This window comes from Pseudomonas sp. IT-P253 (assembly GCF_949768125.1).
GTDB lineage: Bacteria > Pseudomonadota > Gammaproteobacteria > Pseudomonadales > Pseudomonadaceae > Aquipseudomonas.
This window is the reverse complement of the sequence record NZ_CATKPT010000084.1, coordinates 19836-37262: the sequence shown is the minus strand read 5'-3', so window position 1 is coordinate 37262 and position 17427 is coordinate 19836. Positions and strand designations below refer to the sequence as shown.

Sequence of the window (17427 nt, the reverse complement as noted above, 5' to 3'; positions counted from 1 at the left end):
ACAAAACCCAATTCATCCGTGGTGCGGGATGTTCAATAGTTGAAAGTCTTGACCAGCAACAGGTCGCCGATCGCGCGCAGCGGCACGATGAAGGTCTCGCGCTTTTCGTCAACGGTGTTTTCGTTGAGGACCAGGTTGATCTGCGAGGTGATCACCTCGTTCTGGTTGCTGGACTCATCGAAGTTATAGCCTTCGCTGCCGAAGTTGCCCCAATAGTTCACGTAAATCAGATAGGTGCCGTGCATCGGCGCGGTCATGGTGAACATTTCCGGGCCAGGGCCATCAACACCGTCCGGGTCCAGACCGCCGCCATTGGTCAACGCCGTGTGGGCAAAAAACGCATGCTGGCCGTCAGGCGTAATAATGTGCAGGTCGAGTTCGGCCTTCGGATCGTCCCACCCCAGCACCACCCGAATCCGCGCCGGGGTGCGCAGGTTGTTGGCTTCATAGAATTGAACGCGCTTGAGCGACTGGCCCTCGGCGCTGCGCACTTCGACACTGTTGGAGCCGGCACCAAAGGCATACGGCCGGGCGAACCGCCCTTCATCGTCGGTGTACAAATTCAGGGGATTGCCGTTGACCGCCAAGGTGTGCGGCCCGCGCTGCATGCCGATGGCCTTGAGCCGGCCTTCGATCATCGTGCGATTGCGTTGTACGCCGCGGTCGATGGGCGGCGTGGGATAGGCGACTTGAGGGTTTTCGCTGCGGTCCAGCAGGCCGTTATAGCGCCAGCCGCCGACCGGCTCCGACAGCTCAGCCGTCGGTTCGGCCCAGGCAGCGGTCGCGCACACCAGCCCCATCAGCAATAGAAGAAATGAACGCATGTAAGCCTCCTGCCATGCATAACGAAACCTTGCGCCTGATCCTGGGCACGTTACAGATCCAAAAACTGCGTTTCGTTAGAAAGACCCATGTCTGGTGGGTCGTAGATGGCTTGAAGGGTAGCTATTCAATGGTTTATTAACAATCGGATACATCATGATTTGCGGCGGGAATCACGCACATTTTGGCGCGTGAGCCGAATAGCGACCTTATTCGGCTCATAAAGTGAGCCGAATAATTCGGATTTCGTAACAAACCCCGCTTAGTCAAGCCAAAACACACCTTGTAATTGAATGGACTCGCCCAAGCCGAGGCGTCTATACGCCGCGGTAAGCGTTTCTGCGACTGCTGCGTCCGATCGCGGCCCGAGCCGAACGCAGGCTTCGCCAGCTGCTACACATCACCGCAATCGCTCTCCCCGACCCGCTTGCCCTGGCGGGTAAACACTTGCTGTAGCGCTCTAGCGCATATCCGCATAAGGCGAGATCGGCTCCACCGGTAGCGGCAGGTTGCCTTGCCAAGGGTCAAACGTGTAGCGCAAGTAAAGTAAGGCCCGGCTCGGGGCGTAGCCTTCGCTGTGTTGCCAGGTGATACCGGTACCCAGTACCAGATTGTCGGAAAGGCGACGCTCCACAAGGCCCTGGATACGGACGTTGATGCCGTTGCTGCTACTGCCACTATTGTTCAGGGACGGGTTGTCCACCAGGGTTCGATTCGATTGCGCCAGCAGGCTTTGCAGTTCTGCTTCGCTGTTGTTTTTGGGGTAGAGGTCAGAGCTGTCAATTTTCGCGAACGACCAGCCTACCGAGCTTTCGAGCAGGGCCGACCAGTCAGCGTTACGCCAGGCATAGTTCACCGGCACGCTGACCGAGTAGTACTGCTGCGGGCTGTAGTAGCCGCCCTCGCCAAGGGTGAGTTCGCTCAAGTCCTTGTCGTATCCCATGTACATCAGGGTCAGGCCAGTGCGCAGACGTTCGTCGGCGCGCTCCATCAGGCGATAGTAATAGCCGCCCATGGCCGTGCGGCGCTGGTTGTTTTCAACGTTCTGGCCTATTAACCAGTGACTGCTCAGGCTTGCCCACATGCCATCATCACCGCCATTGTCATGGCTCAGGCCCAGGGTGAAGCCGTTGGCCGTAACACCGCCCCACCGGGTTCCGGTAACCGGATCGACTGCGCCGGCATACGACACCAGTGAGTTGGTCAGTGGCCGCCGCGATGCTGTGAGGCGGTAACCCAGGCTGCTCCAGTCACCGCTATAGGTGACACCGCCCACCCAGTTGGACACCGTGAATTCTTGTGGCGTATGGCCAAGGTCGAAGGCCCAGCGATCATCGTGCCAGCCCATGCCCAGCATGTTGCCGCGCACGCTTTGCGAAGCGGTGGCACAGCCACCCTGCACCACCGCGCACAAGCCGAACTGGTCGGTGCTGGAAAAATTGCTGACATCCAGATTGATGTCTTCGGCCTGAACGAAGCCCTGTCCTTGCGCCACCGGCGCGTCGATGCGCAGGATGGTGGTCTGGGTGGTCAGGTCCGAGACCCCCGATGAGCTGTTGTCGGTGCGCCAGGCGAGGTCATGGTAAAGGTTCACCGTCGGGTTCTGCTTTTGGTACAGCTCGTCGACGTCGCTGCGGATGCTGCGCGGCATCCAGCCATCGCTGTCCTTGGCACGGCTGGCCAAGGTCATGGCACGGTTGTCGCGCGGTTCGGCCTGTTGCGGCTCAATCATCTTTGCCGCGGCCATGCTGCGCGCATAGTCATCCAGAGCCCGCTGCGGCTCTTCTCGGGACAGCAGACGCGCCGCATCCCGATAGACCAGAGGATCACTTTGCGGAGTCTTGAGCAATTGCGTGAACAGCGCGTTCGCACGCGTCTTGTCGCCCAGCGACGCCCAGGCATTGGCCAAGCGGCGCTGGAACGACGCATCGACCGGTACTGGCGCAGTCACTACCAAAAGGCTGGCCTTGGCGGCATTCGGTTGACCACGGGCGATCAGCACTTCGCTCAGGCCCAGTTGGGCCTCGGTATTTTTCGGTTCGCTGGCCAGCACCTTGCGGTAGCGGCTTTCGGCCTGCGCCAGGTCTCCACGCTGCTGGGCCCAGTCGGCAAGGGTCAGGTAGTCGTCAGTGGTCGGTGCGCGCATCAGCAGCGCTTCGGCCTGGGACTCATGGCCGCCGTCGCGCAGTGTCCGGGCCTTCGCGAGCAACTGGCGACGCTGCAGACGTGCCCACAACTCGTTCATGTTGTCGCTCCAGGCGGCACGGGGAATCTGTTGCAGACTGCCCATGGCATCGTCGTCACGTTCACCATTGGCCAGAAACAGGCCGTGGGCATAGCGCGCCTCGGTGTTCTGGCCCTGACGTTGTAGCAGCAAGCGGAAGCTTTGATCGGCCTCGGCATTGCGGCCCAGTTCGCGCTGGGCATTGGCCAAGCGGTACACCAGCCAGGGATTGTCCGGGTCCAGTACTCGAGCCTTGCTCAAGGTGGACGCCACCTGCGCCCAATCGCTGCGTCGGGTGGCGTCATCGGCCTGCGCGTTGAGGCGATCCAGCGTCAGCCCCCGACGCACGCTTTGGAACTCTTGCTGCTCCTTGGGCGTCAGGCTGTCGAGGTAATGCTCGGCCTTTTCCGGTGATTGCGACTGGTACAGGCGGACCATGGCACGCACCACGCTTGCGTCGTTCGGATCGAGCTTGCGCGCCCGCACCAACAGCGCTTCTGCGGTGATGTCATCGGATTCGCCCCGGGCAGCGTAGGACAGGCCGATCAGCGATGCAGGATCGTTCGGCTTGGCTTTGTCCGCTTGCCGGTACCATTTTTTCGCGGCGGGATAATCCTTTCGCTCAAGGGCTTCATCACCCTTTTGCAACAGCATCCACTGGTAGTTGGAAGCCTTGAGATCCTGCCACTTGGCAATCCAGTCGGTGTCCTGCTCGATGGCCGAGGCTTGGACGAAAGCGTTGTAGGCCGCTTCGTGCTTACCCTGGCGCATCAGCGAAACACCCAGCGAACCGAGCAGGCTGGAGTCTTGCGGATAACCCTTGATCGCTCGAAGCAAACTGGCTTCAGCGCCGACATTGTCGCCGGCTTCGAGCAATGCCTTGCCTTTGACTCCGGCCTGCCAGGCCGGATCAGCCAGGGATTGCTCTTGCTCTCGCAACTGTCTGGTCGCGTCAGCGTGCAAGCTGGTGTAGGGGTAGAACTTCAGAAAAGCCCGCCAGCCCTGCGCAGTTTCGGGCCCTACCGGCTGCTTGAGCCAATAGTTGTATTCGCGTTCGGCAGCGTTGTTGCTGGCGTTTGGATCGCCAGCCAATTGATGCAAGACGTCCAGCGCCTCCGGATCACGTTTTTCGGCAAACAACAGGCCGGCCAAGCTCTGGCGCAGCGAAGCATTGCCGGGGTACTGCCGGTCCAACTCGCGTAACTGCTCTATCACGACCGGGCGCTGAGCCTTGATGCCGCTACGCACGTTCAGGTATTCCAGGGCAGTGGCAAAGTCCGGCATGTCATTGCCGAACAATTGTTGATAGGCCTTGGCGGCGTCTTCGGATCGACCGGCGACGGCCAGCAGACGCGCCTCCTGCAGGCTCTTCTGACCCTCGGCGCTGTGCATTTTCAACAAGCTCTCGGCCTGACGCAGGGCCGCAGTGCCTGGCGCCTGCTGGCGCATCTGGGCGACCAGGCGTTCGGCTTCCGGCTGATTTTTTTGCAGCAGTGCCTGGCGGACTTCAGCGACTTTCACCGACGAATTGTCCGGGGCGATCAGCTCCAGGCGCGCCAACGAGTCATGCACCAGGTCTTCGCGGTACAGCGCTTCACCAATGCGGACCTGCTCCAGCAGCCATTGCTGCTGGTCGGGCGGGCTGAGCGGCTGACCCAGCGCGACCCCATAAACGCCACTCAACAGCAGGCCGAAACCGGTCAATTTATACATGCGGCAGTCCAGTTTGGCACGAGGCGTCCGTTTTTATCGAAGCGATAACGTTGTTGGTCCCAGCCCTGCCCGAACAGCATCAACGACTGGTTGTAATAGGCATCCGCCAAGGGCGGCTGTTGTTGCAGGCGTTGGCGCTGAGCCTTGAGGGCGCCCGCTCTGTCCGGGCTGGTGGCCAGCAAGGGCAGCAATGCAGCGCCGAAGCCGACCGGGCCGATGCCATTGTCGAGGCCGGTGGTTGTGTCGACTTTTTCCGGAACATGGCCCAGCCGTGCACTCAAGTCCAACATGGGTTTGAAGTGCTCGATCAACCCGGTGCGCCCCCGCGCATCCTTGTCCAGCATGCCCAACCAGAGGTAGACGCGAATGGCGTCATAGCTACCAACAGCGCCCTTCTGACTGTCCACGGCCCAACCCTGCCCGGTTTTCCACAGTTGCCAGTCGGATGCCAGGCCCTTGGGCGAACTTTCGATCAGCAGACGCTCGGTGTTGCTGGCCAGCTCCGCCCAGATCGGTGCTTCCAGGGCGAATCGTGCCAGCAATTGCGGCGGCAGATAACTGGCATTCAGACGCCAACCCTCGGCGTTTTCGAATCCGCTGTCGCCGGGCAACAGCATCAGGCCCAGGCCAGGTAGCTTGCGCAGGCTTTGTGCAGCACTGCGCCAGAGCAGGTTGCGGCCCAAGGCCAGGTAATCCGGTCGATGCCACAGACGCCCGGCTTCCAGCAGGCTATAGGCGATCCACAAATCGGCGTCGGTGGCGTTGTTGCTATCCAGTACCTGCCAGCGGCCGGCTTTGTCGCGGCCCCACTGCCACGCCGGAAGCTGCCGGTTAAGGTCTCCGCCCGCCAGGTTGTCCTGGGTCCAGCGCAGCACTTTGGCGAAGCTGTCGCGGTCATTGCCCAGCAGGGCGAAAAACAGCCCGTAGCTCTGTCCTTCAGACGTGGAGATCAACTGCTCCGAGGAGTGGTCAATGACCCGTCCGTCCGAGCTGAGCATGGCCTGACGATAATTCTGCCAGGCCGGCCAAGCGCATTCAGTAGCACCGGCAAAGCCAGGCGCTACGATGAACGCGGCCAAGGCCAGCGCGAAGAAAGCTTTCACCCGACTACTCCTGACCAGCCAGGCGACGACGGGCGGCCCAACGGAGTGCGCGCCACAGCAGGAACGCCGTCAACAGCACACTGATGGTGGCGATGACCGCTAGCAGGATCGGGTGCTCGGACAATTGGTACCAAAGCAGCAGCCACCACGGAAGGTGGCCGACAAAGTACTGCTGCCCCACCCAACTGCTGTCTACGCCACTGCTGCGGATGAGTGCCACGGAACCGGTTACGGCGTCTATTTTGCCCGTGTCGCCCATGGTGTCGCGCAGCAGCTGGTAATCGGCGTCATCGCTCGCCAGCAAGGCCACAATGCTGCGCTGTTGGTGATACGGCGACTGCAAGCCGACGATGGCGGCGATCGGTGCCTGGGCGCTGACTTCGACGCGGTTGGCACCCAGGTCGCGCTCATCGCTGAGCTGGCCGGCGCGGGCCGACTTGCCGCTCTGCTCATTGGACGGTTTGAGTAGCCAGGCACGCGTCTTGTCCAGCACCAGATTGGCATCGGCACCATCGCCCACGCCCGGCGCCATGGCGCCGAACACCAGCAGATCGACATCCGCCCTGGCGTCGTCCCAGTTGTCCGACAGCCGCAGGCCAAACGCTGGCAGGCCTGAGCGCGCAGAGATTCCAGCAATGGTCTCGAACACAGCACTCAGTTGTACAGGGCGACTGTGGGTCGGGACCATCACCAGGGTTTCCGACAGGTCAGCCATGCGGCTGTATGGAAAGCCGCCTCGGGCAAAGGCACGCAGGTCGGGCATGGCGATGTAGTGATAGTAGCCGGACAGGTCAATGGTCGACTCTTCATCGATCACCGCCTGGTTGTTCACCGGCAGCGAAGTCTGGCAACGGTCGCGCTGGGAACTGCTGAAGGTGCTGGCGAAGTTGAAGTCAAAACGCAGGGTATTACGGTCGCCAATCTTCAGCGCTGGTACCAGCAGCTTGTCGCTGAGGTTAGCCGACTCGTTGGACAACACCGCCAGGCGCAGCTCTTCCAGATGGCTGTCGGTCTTGGTTTGCAGCGGCAGGCTGGTGATGAACTGGTTGTTCAGGCTGATGGTCAAGCGCGACTCGTCGTTGACCGACGGTGGCGTATAACGAAACTTGGTTTGCAGCGGGATCCCCTGATTACGCCAGACGAACAGGTCAGGCGGCAGATTCACGTCCACCGTGATGGACCGTGGCTGCAGACCGTTGGCCTGAAGCTGCTCGGGGTACTTGATCAACTCGGCGAAACGTACCGAGCGATCCGTGCGCATCCAGTTCGGCGCGTCATAAGGCACCCTAGGTTTGAGCTGCTCGACCTTGTTGACAGTCACGTGCGTGCCACGGAACGCGCCTGCGCCCAAGGCCAGGGCGCGGGCTGCCACAGCCAGGTCATCGTCGTTGCGACCCAACACCAGCAACATCTTGCTGTACGGATCCTGCGGGTTGTCGATCATCTGTACAACAGGCGCTTCCACTGCCGGGAACTTGTTTTTGTCAGCCAGGAAGGACGGGCGATGATCGTTGGTGGCGAAGACAAGGACCGACTTGGCGCGATGGTGTTCATCGGCGGGCGGCAGCTGGTCGAACAGAACGGGGAACTGTGCACCGCGCCAAGCAGCCTGGCTGCCGAAATAGGACGCCAGGATACCGGCTGCACGCTGCTCGCCCAGGGTCGGCGCATCGGCGAAGACCAAATTGATGACCGGCTTGTCCTGGCCTCGGATGTCGAAGAAAGGCATCGGAAAATAGGCCAGGTCGTTCTTGAGCGTCAGTGCCTGCTCCTGCAATTGGATCTGACTACTGCGCCCCACGTTCAACCACAGCGTGCTGTTGGCCGGATCTTCACAGACATCGGTGTAGTGGCCGACGAACTCAAGACGCACGCGGTTGAAGTCCGAAATCAGACGCGGGTCCAGGGCTACCGATTGGTTGACCCTCTTACCCAACTGGTCCTTCTCGATCGGCACAACGCTCATCAGTACGTCGTTGAGGTACACACGTAAATGCGAGACCTGTGGCAGCAGCGACGGCGACGGCGTGTACTCCAGCTGCAGTTTCGCGTCACTGGCGATGCGATCGCGGCGCAGGCTGAATTCGATCTGGTCGCTATTGTGGATGCCCAGCAACAGGCTGTCGGCGGGACGGCCCAACTGTTCGAAGCTGTACGCGGTGCTCCAGCTCGGCACGTTGCTGATCGCGGCCGGCGCGACAGACACAGGAGCAGGAACAGGTGCGGTGGCGGCCAAGGCGCAACCGGCGGCCAGGAGCGCCAGACTGGCAACAAGGGATTTGCTGAAGTAGCGGCTCATGGTGCGCTCACTGATGGGGAGTTGGGAATTGGGGCAGCCGCAGGCATGCGCGGCAGGAAACTGACCAACCAGCGCAACATTCGCAAAGGTGGGCCGGCGATGCGGCGGATCCAGGCTGGCAGGTATTCGTAGAGGCGGTAGTAACCCGTGCCTCCAAGTTTGAGAATGTCCACAAAACTGTGCAGCGGGCGATCCGGGCTGAAGTTCTCGCCCCAGTTGAGCCAGGCGTCGGCGCGGGCAAACGTGCACTGCACAAAGTCGATTTTCTGTTGTGCATTGAGGCGGGTGAAGCTGATGCCGATGAAGTTCTTGTGGCTGCGACTGATATAGCCCGGGAACAGGAATTCACGGGTGCCGCGCTGCATCATCAGCGAGATGCTCCCGCCCACCGCTAACGACAGCGGGGTGTCGAGCTGGATGCCTGCGCCACCGTCGGAATAGTCCTGCAACATGCCTGGGTAACAGTGACCACTCTCAAGACGCACCGCAGCGGGTAACTTGACGTATACACGGTGAGTCTGGCGTACCTGGCGCACTTCCGCGGCGACCGCCATGGCGCCCCCGATGATCAGCAGGTTGTAGGCCACCCAGAGAATGCTCACCACAACGGTGACGATCTCGTCGCGGGGGCCGCAGATCAGACGCCAGACGGCAAAACCCAGGCCGGCAATGTTCAGCAACGCCAGTAGCAAGTACGGCTGGGCGATTTTCCAGTCAAACTGGTTCTGCTCCATCAGGCCACCCTTGGCGGTGACGTTGAACTTGCCTTTCTTGGGGTTGAACAGAGCCACGGTGGTGGGGCGCGCGATGTACCAGGCCAGTACGGTCTCGTACACCTCACCCCAGAACGTCCGACGATAGGCACCCTGCATCCGCGAGTTGGTGAGGCTTGCGTGGATCATGTGCGGCAGCACGTACAGCAGGATCATCAGCGCCGGGGCGTAGATGATATAGGCATGCAAAAACAAAAACGCCAGTGGCGCCATCAGAAACACCAGGCGCGGCAGTCCGGCCAAAAAGTGCATCATCGCGTTGGCGTAGCAGATGCGCTGGAAGAAGGTCAGGCCTTTTCCGAGCAAGGGGTTGTCGGTGCGGAAGATCTGCGCCATGCCACGGGCCCAGCGAATGCGCTGGCCGATGTGCGCTGACAGGCTCTCCGTTGCCAGGCCGGCCGCTTGCGGCACCTTGATATAGGCCGAGTTCCAGCCGTTGCGGTGCAGGCGTAGTGCCGTGTGGGCGTCTTCAGTAACCGTTTCGACAGCAAAGCCGCCGATCTCGTCCAGCGCGCTGCGCCGCAGCACCGCGCATGAGCCGCAGAAAAACGCGGCGTTCCACATGTCGTTGCCGTCCTGAATCAACCCGTAGAACAGTTCACCTTCGTTAGGGTGCTCGCGGAATACATTGAGGTTGCGCTCGAAGGGGTCCGGTGACAGGAAATGGTGCGGGGTCTGCACCAGCGCCAGTTTTGGATCACGCAAAAAGCCTCCGGTGGTCAGTTGCAGGAATGAGCGCACCGGTATGTGGTCACAGTCGAAAATGGCGACCAGCTCTCCGCTCAGTTGCTTCAGCGCGTGATTGAGGTTACCGGCCTTGGCGTGACGATTGTCGCTGCGAGTGATGTAGCCCACCCCTACTTCGGCGGCGAACTCGCGGAAACTCTCGCGTCTGCCGTCGTCGAGAATGCAGATGTTCAGCTTGTCAGCCGGCCAATCGATGCCCATGGCCGCGTACACGGTACCCCGCACGATTGACAGGTCTTCGTTGTAGGTCGGAATCAACAGGTCGACGCTGGGCCACTTGCGCGTGTCGCGCGGCAGCGGCGCCGGTTTGCGGCCCAGGGGCCAGCACGTCTGGATGTAGCCCAGGATCAGCACCACCCAGGAATAAGTTTCGGCCACCAGCAGGATCATCCCGCACACCAGGTCCAGAGGCTGGTTCCAGTTCAGGGTCGAGGTGTAGCGCCACCACAGGTAACGGCACGAGACGATGATCGACAACACCACCATCAACAACGTCGGGAAGCGTCCCGGAACCCGCCGCACCAGCATGGCCAGGCCCCACAGCAGCAAGACGAATACCAGCTGGGCGACGTAGCCGAAGGGCTCGGTGATGCACAGCATCGTAAAAATGAAGGCGACGACACCGATGGCCGCGTTGACCAATCGTTGGTTGTGACGGTCCAGGCCTTTCCACCAATGGCTGCTCTGGCGAATCTGCTCGCTGGCCTCCGCGCGCCGGGGTAATTCTTCCAGCACCTTGCCAATCCACGCCCACAGCCGCAGGTACAGCGCCCCGACGGCTTTGAGCCAGGTCGGGGTCGACAGCGTCCGCGCCCGCGGCCTGGCCGGGCAAACCAGCAGCAGCCAGAAGCTTTGCACCGCATAGCGCAACGGGTCGCCCAGGCTCGGAGCCTTGTTGGCCAGTTGTGGATACCAGCGCTTTGGCTGATCGAGCACAGCGCGCCAGTTCGGTGACTCCAGACGCAACAGCAGCCATGCCAGGGCGCTCATTGTCGCCAGCAGCAGCGCAACGGGCGGCGCACAGTCATAGCGCTGACGCAGGTGAGCATAAGGGAAAACGCGAGCGATCATACCGTCCCCAAGCGTCGGGTCAGGCACCAGGTGGCCAGGCTCAGCACATCCTGGGCAACCAGACTGCCTTCGGCATAAGCACCCACCGGCTTCTTGAACGCCTGGGCCTCGCGCATGGCTTCATCCTGATGCACGTTGAGTGGCAGCAGGCGGGCACCATACTGTTTGCGCCAGATCAGCAGCAGGTCGCGCTGCAATTGGCTGACCGGGTCGAAGCGGTTGATCAGCAGATGCTCGCTGGGGGCTTCTTCCTGCTGCAACAGCACATGGCAGGCGGCATCCGCCTCGACAATCTGCAGGCGCAACGTGCAAGGGCCGACACGAGCATGACCGGGCAGTCGCAAGGGCACATCGAACAGAATCCAGTCAAAGTGTTCGGCCAGGCTCACCTGTCGACGGCGCCATAGACTCGGCTCGTTTAGCAGGCGCTGCTCGATTTGATCCTGCTCTTGCAGTTTCAGGCGGCCGTAAGGCAACACGCTTAATCCCGGCTCCACGGTCCAGGCCTGGGTGTTCCAACCCTCCCCGTCGATCATGGCGCGCGCCCAACCACCGGGTTCGCTGACGCTGACGTTGAAGTGCAGGCGAAGCAGGTTCTCCGGGCACATGTCGACCAGCAACACGCGCTCGCCAAGACTGTGCAATGCATGGCCCGTGGCTGCCAGCAGCGAGCTAGTGCCGACACCGCCACGCAGACCACGCAGACTAAGGGAGGTCACGGCAGCGTCTCCACTTCGGACTTATGCGTCATCGGCTGGACCGCCGGTTGCAGGCGCTCCATCTCCGCCAGCAGCGGCCAGCGATGCAGGGCCTTTTGCAATTCAATCTGCGCAGACGTGTCCACGTAGTCCAGTTCGGGCAGCTCAAGCTCCAGTTTCAGGCGGGCGATGTCATCGGCACGATCCGCACGCGACTGCACCCTGGCCTTCACTTGAAGCGCTGTGGGTAGGGCAGCCATCCTGCTTTCTCCTTGATTCGAATGTAAGGTTTTCCGCCGTAGTCAACGACCACGGTGCCAGAGTTTTCAGAGACTGCCGCCGTCTGCGGCAGGTTGCTCAGCAGGGCCGGCCAGCTGGGACCCTGGCCATCCGCCTCGGGTTGGGCGCTGTACAGGCGACTGATGAGCTCCGACAGGGCCAGAAAACTGCTCGGTTCGGTAACGTGCAGGGGGGCGGCATTGGGGTTGTGCCCCATGCCCACCAACTTGATACCGACCGGCACGTGAGTGATGGACTGACTCGGGATCTCGCGCATGCCGGATATCTGCATGCGGTCGCCATGCAGCGCCGCGCCATGCTCCGGCACGATCACCACCACCACCCGACGGTTACTGAGCTCCAGTTGTTTTATGAAGCCACTGAGATCATCGATCAGCCCCTGGGCAAGCGGTTTGTAATCGCTGCTTTTGGTACCGCCATCAGCGGTCAGCACACGGTTGCCGTCATGCAGCGTGGTGGTGTTGTAGAACAGCGCCACGCGATCGCTCTTTTCTTCTTCGCGGTGCTTCCACCAGGTGTCCAGCACCTGAGCATCGCGCAGGATCGGCGAACCGTCGAAGCCCACCAATGCACGCGGCAACTTGCTGGTACTCACAGCAGGGCCCGGCAATGAACCTTGGGCGCGGACTTCGTCAAGGAAGCCTTCGAACTTCCCGGTGTGGTTGAGCATCACTTCGCTGGAAAAGCCCAGCTTGCTCAGATCGTCCATCAACATGCACTGCTCCGGGGCTGTGCCGTAGAGCTTGCTGTGCGGAACCTGCCCACAACTGGCGCGCAACAGGCGGATGGCCGCGGGGCCGCTGTAGGAAGTGGCCGAGTTGAAGCTGTCAAAAACCACGTCCATCTGCTGGAACAGCGCGTTATCACGCAGGCCCACGGCTTCCAGATCATCCCAGGCCATGGAACAGATATTGATCAGCAACAGGTCGAAAGGCTGCGCAGCAGAAGTCGCAGGCTTGAACTCCACCTGACGCCCGGCCTCAGTGCTATAGAATTTTTGCAGGTAGGCTTCCAGTGTCGCGCTGTCCGGGACGGCCGTGCTCACCGCAGCCACGGAGGTGCTACTGGCTGGCGCCGCAACCGGCTCGCTGTCAGAGTGCAGGGACAGCACATTGGCGCTGGCCAGCCAGGCCAAACCCAACACGCTCAGGGTGGTCAGGCGCAGCCAGTGCCGGACGAAGGCATAAACCACCACCAGCACAGCCAGCAGCGCACACAGGTTCCAGTCGATGAAACGACCCACCAGCTCGACCACGTATGCGCCGGAGAAATCCAGCACACCCGGCTGGGCCAGCAAGCGGCTGAAGGGGGGGAACCAGGTGTCCTGATAAAACAGCGCAGCACCCACGGGGATCGCGATGACTGTGCGCAGGATACGCAGATAACGATGCGGCAACGGCAGCAGCAACGCCGCAGCGAACACCAGGTTAGGCACTATCTGCAGGTTAAGGTAACCCGCCCACAACAGTGCGAACTTGAGGATGAAATACAGATTCCAGGGACCCAGGCCCGGCCAGACGCGTACTGACGCCGGGCTAATGACTTCATACCGGCTCATGGGGCTCGCCTTGGTCAGGAGCGCGACGACGCACACCACGGGATTTGAGGTAACGCGGAGGCAAGAGGCCCTGCACGACGGAAAGAAAATGGCGACCAAACCTGATCAGTACCACGACCAGTGCCAGGGTCAGCAGGCTACTGAGGCCAATCACCTGGATCAGCTCGGAATAACTCATGAACAGGGGTCCGTAACGGGTAGTGTGGTGCGTCGAGGCGAATAGGCGGCGCGCCCGGCAGCTTCGGAGGAGCTACCGGCCATGCGTTCTTCTGCCAGAACGAACGTGGGAGGCAGCAAGGCCGCCGTGAGGAAGTCCTCGCGCGGCAACGCGTCAACACCGGGGAAAATCTCGAAGTTGCTGAAGAGATCCCGCCAGGCCAGCCGGCATATATTCCCCAATGCGGGTTCCAGCCCGTCCGCGCGACAGGCAAACAGGAACAGATAAAAAGCACCGTTGACCACGCAGGCAACGTCACCGAAACGACGTAAGCCGATTTGATTCAGGTACTGCTCGATTTCCAGACCACCGCGCGGGATCAGTTTGAGCAGTTGGTGGCTGATTTCGCCAGAGGCACCATTGTAGACGCGCTCCACCGTGCTGATGAATTCCCGGGGCGTTAACAGACCACGTTCGGTGGGCGGCCGCAGTCGTTCGAATAGCGATTGGAAGTCGGTGGTGCGGCTCCGGCGCCAGGTCTGGCCCTGAGCACTGTCGATGATGCTGAAGAAGTGCGCCAGCGTCGTCCCATAGGGCACGGTGATGTTGGCACCGCAGGACACCAGCAAACGCTCGTCCCGATAACGCAGGCAGGGCTCCATCTCGCGCACGATGATCTTCAGCGCAATGCCGCAGCGCTCGCGCAGGGCGTGAATCTGACGGGCCAGCTCTTCGACCTGCAGGTTGGTGTCGATGGCCATGATGATGCTGGCTGCACGAGCGCCGCTGGCTTGCTGGAGCAAATCCTCGCGGTTCTCGAACAACCGCCACTGATCCGATAATGGCGGCGAGCCTTCAAGCACCGAACGCTGGGTCAGGTAGATACGCTGGTCATCGGTGTGAGTCAGTTGCACATTGGCCTGTTCATTGACCGAGAGCGCAAAACCGTCCGCCCGCAACTCAAGCTCGAACTCCTGCCCGCTGCACACACCCAGTTCGCTGTGCCAGTAGTGCAATTGATAGCGAATACCACCATCACGGCGATAGAGTTGAGCAAGCCCGGAGAGCGTATCGTTGAGCCGCAACAAATGCTCATGCAGTTGAGGCGTCTGGCCATGGCTGACCACCAACAGGGTGCATCGGCGCCCGCCCAGCCATTGCCGGAGGGACTGGCAGCAATGCCGCAGCGCTGGCGCGACGTCGCTCTGCCATGCGCTGTCCGGTAGCATCAGCACAATGGTGCTGCCGGCAATCGGAGCAGCACGGGTCAGCTCGCCGACCAGCGATTTGAGGGTCAGGCCGATGTCGGCGCTCTCGACATCGAACAGCTTCAGGTGACCGGGACCGGTATCTGCCGCCAGTTTCTGGGCCAGGTCCTGACTCGAATGCCCGCAGCACACCAACGTCGCTCGCGCATTGGCCGGCATCGCTGCCAGACACTGGACCACCAGCGCGGCAGAATCGCTCGCCTGATCCACGGCCACCCAATAAAGCCCGCCTTCACGCAACAGAACCTGCTCATCACGCAAATGGCGGATGGCTAAGGTGACCTGACTCAAATGTAGCTCCCTTCCCTGCGAACCGGATGCGGCACGATCAACACCTCCCCTCTGGTATAGCCTTGCAAGGGAGTCATATTGTTGACGACTGATACAAACACTCGGAGCCAGGCTCAGTGTCAGACTTAGTCAGCAAAAACAGGATGTCGCACTGCCAGGCAGCCCCTGTGATGCTGAGGGAGCGGCCTTTCAAAGCAATATTGACCAGCGGGAAAAAGACCAGACATTACTTTCTCCGCCGATCACCATTCCCAGACTCTCTTACGACCTCGGCAACGGCGCGCAATTGTGATGATGTCGGACTGCCAGTGTCAATAATTTGTTATCGCCAAAACCCAACATTGCGGACAAACGGTAATATTTAATATTGCGCCATTTTATTGACGATCGAAAAGTCAGCCCAATGTCAACACGCGGCAGTGGATTGTCCCCGTGTCAGTCCATGAGCGGTCCCTTGACCGCCCGTCCCCAAAACGCCCAACCTATCGGGTGCCTGAACAGGCTCGACGGCTGCCCTGCGCATCGCCCGAAACCATCGCCTCTGCAAGGTCACAACCATGAAAAAATTGCTCCCCCTGCTGCTCGCCGCCGTGGTTTTTCATCACACCGCTGCTTTCGCCGACTGCGCCAGCTCTCCCAAACCCGCGGCCGAAGCGTTCTATAACTGGTACCTGCAAAGCTTCAGCGATGAAAAAGACCCGCTGACCGATGATATTGCGCAGATGAAGCAGTACGTTTCGGACGATCTGATCGGCAAGATCAAAAAGCAGATAGCCAGCCCGGATGGGCTGGAAGAGGACTATTTCATCAAGGCTCAAGACTATATGGAAGAATGGCTCACCCAAATCAAGGTAAGTGAGCCGCTTACGCAGGGAGCCTCTGCCAGGGAGCAGGTCACGTTGGGCAATACACCCGATACGACGCAGATCGTTGATGTGCTGCTGGTCAAGAACAATGACTGCTGGAAGATCAATGAGGTGCTGTCCACAGCGGATCAGAGTGACTGATGGATGGCCGGCCGTTTCTTCTGAATCGCTGGGCGCACTGACGAGTTACTGGACGGTGAGCCGAATAGCTCACACATTCGGCCGACAAAAAGAGCCGGATACCGCCTGGCTGTCTGGAGCTGACCGCAGCACCCGATATCAGGTCAATTATTTGGACAGCAACGGGACCTGACCCGATGGAAACAAGCCCCCTCCATTTGCCCCACCCCCCTATGTCTGCTAGTGTCGCGCCGGTTTAACGTCAACCGGAAATAGCCGCCATGGCCCGCAAAAAAGCTGCACTGGATTTCGAACAATCTCTCGCTGACCTGCAAACGCTGGTGGAGCGACTGGAGAACGGCGAATTGTCGCTGGAAGACTCGCTGACGGCTTTCGAGCAAGGCATCGGTCTGACCCGCGATTGCCAGGCGGCGCTGGCCCAGGCCGAGCAGAAGGTTCAAGTGCTGCTTGAGCGTGATGGCGAGCTGGCCGAGGAACCCTTCGACGCGGATCAGCCAGAATGATTGCAGCGTATTCGGCGATCAGCCAGGCCCGGGTCAACGCGGCCCTGGAAACCCTGTTCAACGCACCGAGCCCTGAGCTGGCGCGGCTGTATGAAGCCATGCGCTACAGCGTGATGAACGGCGGCAAGCGTGTGCGCCCGCTGCTGGCCTATGCGGCGTGCGAAGCGCTGGGTGGCAAGGCTGAACAAGCTAACGGCGCCGCCTGCGCGGTGGAGCTGATTCACGCTTACTCCCTGGTGCACGACGATTTGCCAGCGATGGACGATGACGATCTGCGTCGCGGCCAGCCGACAACGCACAAGAAATACGATGAAGCCTGCGCAATTCTGGCCGGTGACGGCTTGCAGAGCCTGGCTTTCAGCGCCCTCCTCGACCCGCGCTTCAGTTTGTCGGACGCTGAAATCCGTCTGCAGATGGTTAGCGCGCTGGCGTTGGCGGCGGGGCCGGCCGGCATGGTCGGCGGGCAAGCCATTGACCTTGGCTCCGTGGGGCTGAAGCTCGATCAGAAAGCCCTGGAAACCATGCATCGGCACAAGACCGGCGCGCTGATTGAGGTCAGCGTCAAACTCGGCGCATTGGCCAGCGGCCGTGCCGACAAAGACGAGCTGAAGTCTTTGCAGATGTATGCACAGGCCATTGGTCTGGCGTTTCAGGTGCAGGACGATATTCTCGACGTTGAGAGCGATACCGAGACGCTCGGTAAGCGCCAGGGCGCCGATATCGCTCGCGACAAGCCGACTTACCCGGCCCTGCTCGGCCTCGACGCGGCCAAGGCTTACGCTTTGGAACTGCGCGATCAGGCCCTGCATGCGCTGCGACCGTTTGACGCGGCAGCGGAGCCCTTGCGCGATCTCGCCCGTTATATCGTCGAACGCCGTAGCTGACGGCGTATC

The 17427-nt window shown here is 60.9% G+C and carries 13 protein-coding genes; 3 read left to right on the top strand and 10 right to left on the bottom strand.

Going from position 1 to position 17427, the window contains the following annotated elements; translation table 11 throughout:
• Positions 1 to 32: 32 nt before the first annotated feature.
• The 10 genes from ACM6IR_RS27280 to bcsE form a co-directional block, all read right to left on the bottom strand.
• A complete protein-coding gene (locus tag ACM6IR_RS27280; protein WP_414910565.1) occupies positions 33 to 824 on the bottom strand; it encodes a YfaP family protein in 792 nt (263 codons plus the stop codon).
• Positions 825 to 1282: 458 nt separating this feature from the next.
• Positions 1283 to 4759: a cellulose synthase complex outer membrane protein BcsC gene (gene bcsC, locus ACM6IR_RS27275; protein WP_414910564.1), complete on the bottom strand. Its 3477-nt coding sequence runs from the start codon at positions 4757 to 4759 to the stop codon at positions 1283 to 1285.
• The gene (gene bcsZ / locus ACM6IR_RS27270) at positions 4747 to 5862 is read right to left on the bottom strand and encodes a cellulose synthase complex periplasmic endoglucanase BcsZ (RefSeq protein WP_414910563.1); all 1116 of its coding nucleotides are present in this window, start codon (positions 5860 to 5862) and stop codon (positions 4747 to 4749) included. The genes bcsC and bcsZ overlap by 13 nt, the downstream gene beginning before the upstream one ends.
• Positions 5863 to 5866: 4 nt before the next feature.
• On the bottom strand, positions 5867 to 8161 hold the full coding sequence (gene bcsB / locus ACM6IR_RS27265; protein WP_414910562.1) for a cellulose biosynthesis cyclic di-GMP-binding regulatory protein BcsB: 2295 nt from the start codon (positions 8159 to 8161) through the stop codon (positions 5867 to 5869).
• A complete protein-coding gene (bcsA, locus tag ACM6IR_RS27260) occupies positions 8158 to 10752 on the bottom strand; it encodes a UDP-forming cellulose synthase catalytic subunit (RefSeq protein ID WP_414910561.1) in 2595 nt (864 codons plus the stop codon). The genes bcsB and bcsA overlap by 4 nt, the downstream gene beginning before the upstream one ends.
• Positions 10749 to 11471 (bottom strand): cellulose biosynthesis protein BcsQ, encoded by a 723-nt coding sequence (gene bcsQ / locus ACM6IR_RS27255; protein WP_414910560.1) that lies wholly within the window; start codon positions 11469 to 11471, stop codon positions 10749 to 10751. Before bcsQ ends, bcsA begins: the two co-directional genes overlap by 4 nt.
• Positions 11468 to 11710 (bottom strand): cellulose biosynthesis protein BcsR, encoded by a 243-nt coding sequence (gene bcsR, locus ACM6IR_RS27250; protein ID WP_414910559.1) that lies wholly within the window; start codon positions 11708 to 11710, stop codon positions 11468 to 11470. The genes bcsQ and bcsR overlap by 4 nt, the downstream gene beginning before the upstream one ends.
• Positions 11680 to 13308: a cellulose biosynthesis protein BcsG gene (gene bcsG, locus ACM6IR_RS27245; RefSeq protein WP_414910558.1), complete on the bottom strand. Its 1629-nt coding sequence runs from the start codon at positions 13306 to 13308 to the stop codon at positions 11680 to 11682. The genes bcsR and bcsG overlap by 31 nt, the downstream gene beginning before the upstream one ends.
• Positions 13295 to 13486, bottom strand: a complete 192-nt coding sequence (gene bcsF, locus ACM6IR_RS27240) for a cellulose biosynthesis protein BcsF (protein WP_414910557.1) — start codon at positions 13484 to 13486, stop codon at positions 13295 to 13297. Before bcsF ends, bcsG begins: the two co-directional genes overlap by 14 nt.
• Entirely contained in the window at positions 13483 to 15024 is a 1542-nt protein-coding gene (bcsE, locus tag ACM6IR_RS27235; RefSeq protein WP_414910556.1) for a cellulose biosynthesis protein BcsE, read from the bottom strand. The genes bcsF and bcsE overlap by 4 nt, the downstream gene beginning before the upstream one ends.
• A gap of 557 nt (positions 15025 to 15581) precedes the next feature.
• On the opposite strand from bcsE, the gene ACM6IR_RS27230 reads away from it, so the two are divergent.
• From ACM6IR_RS27230 to ACM6IR_RS27220, 3 genes are all read left to right on the top strand, one after another.
• Positions 15582 to 16031, top strand: coding sequence for a DUF3828 domain-containing protein (locus ACM6IR_RS27230; RefSeq protein ID WP_414910555.1), 450 nt, complete (start codon positions 15582 to 15584; stop codon positions 16029 to 16031).
• Positions 16032 to 16291: 260 nt separating this feature from the next.
• Positions 16292 to 16534: an exodeoxyribonuclease VII small subunit gene (locus ACM6IR_RS27225; protein ID WP_007894317.1), complete on the top strand. Its 243-nt coding sequence runs from the start codon at positions 16292 to 16294 to the stop codon at positions 16532 to 16534.
• Positions 16531 to 17418, top strand: coding sequence for a polyprenyl synthetase family protein (locus ACM6IR_RS27220; protein ID WP_414910554.1), 888 nt, complete (start codon positions 16531 to 16533; stop codon positions 17416 to 17418). The genes ACM6IR_RS27225 and ACM6IR_RS27220 overlap by 4 nt, the downstream gene beginning before the upstream one ends.
• The last annotated feature ends 9 nt before the right edge of the window (positions 17419 to 17427 follow it).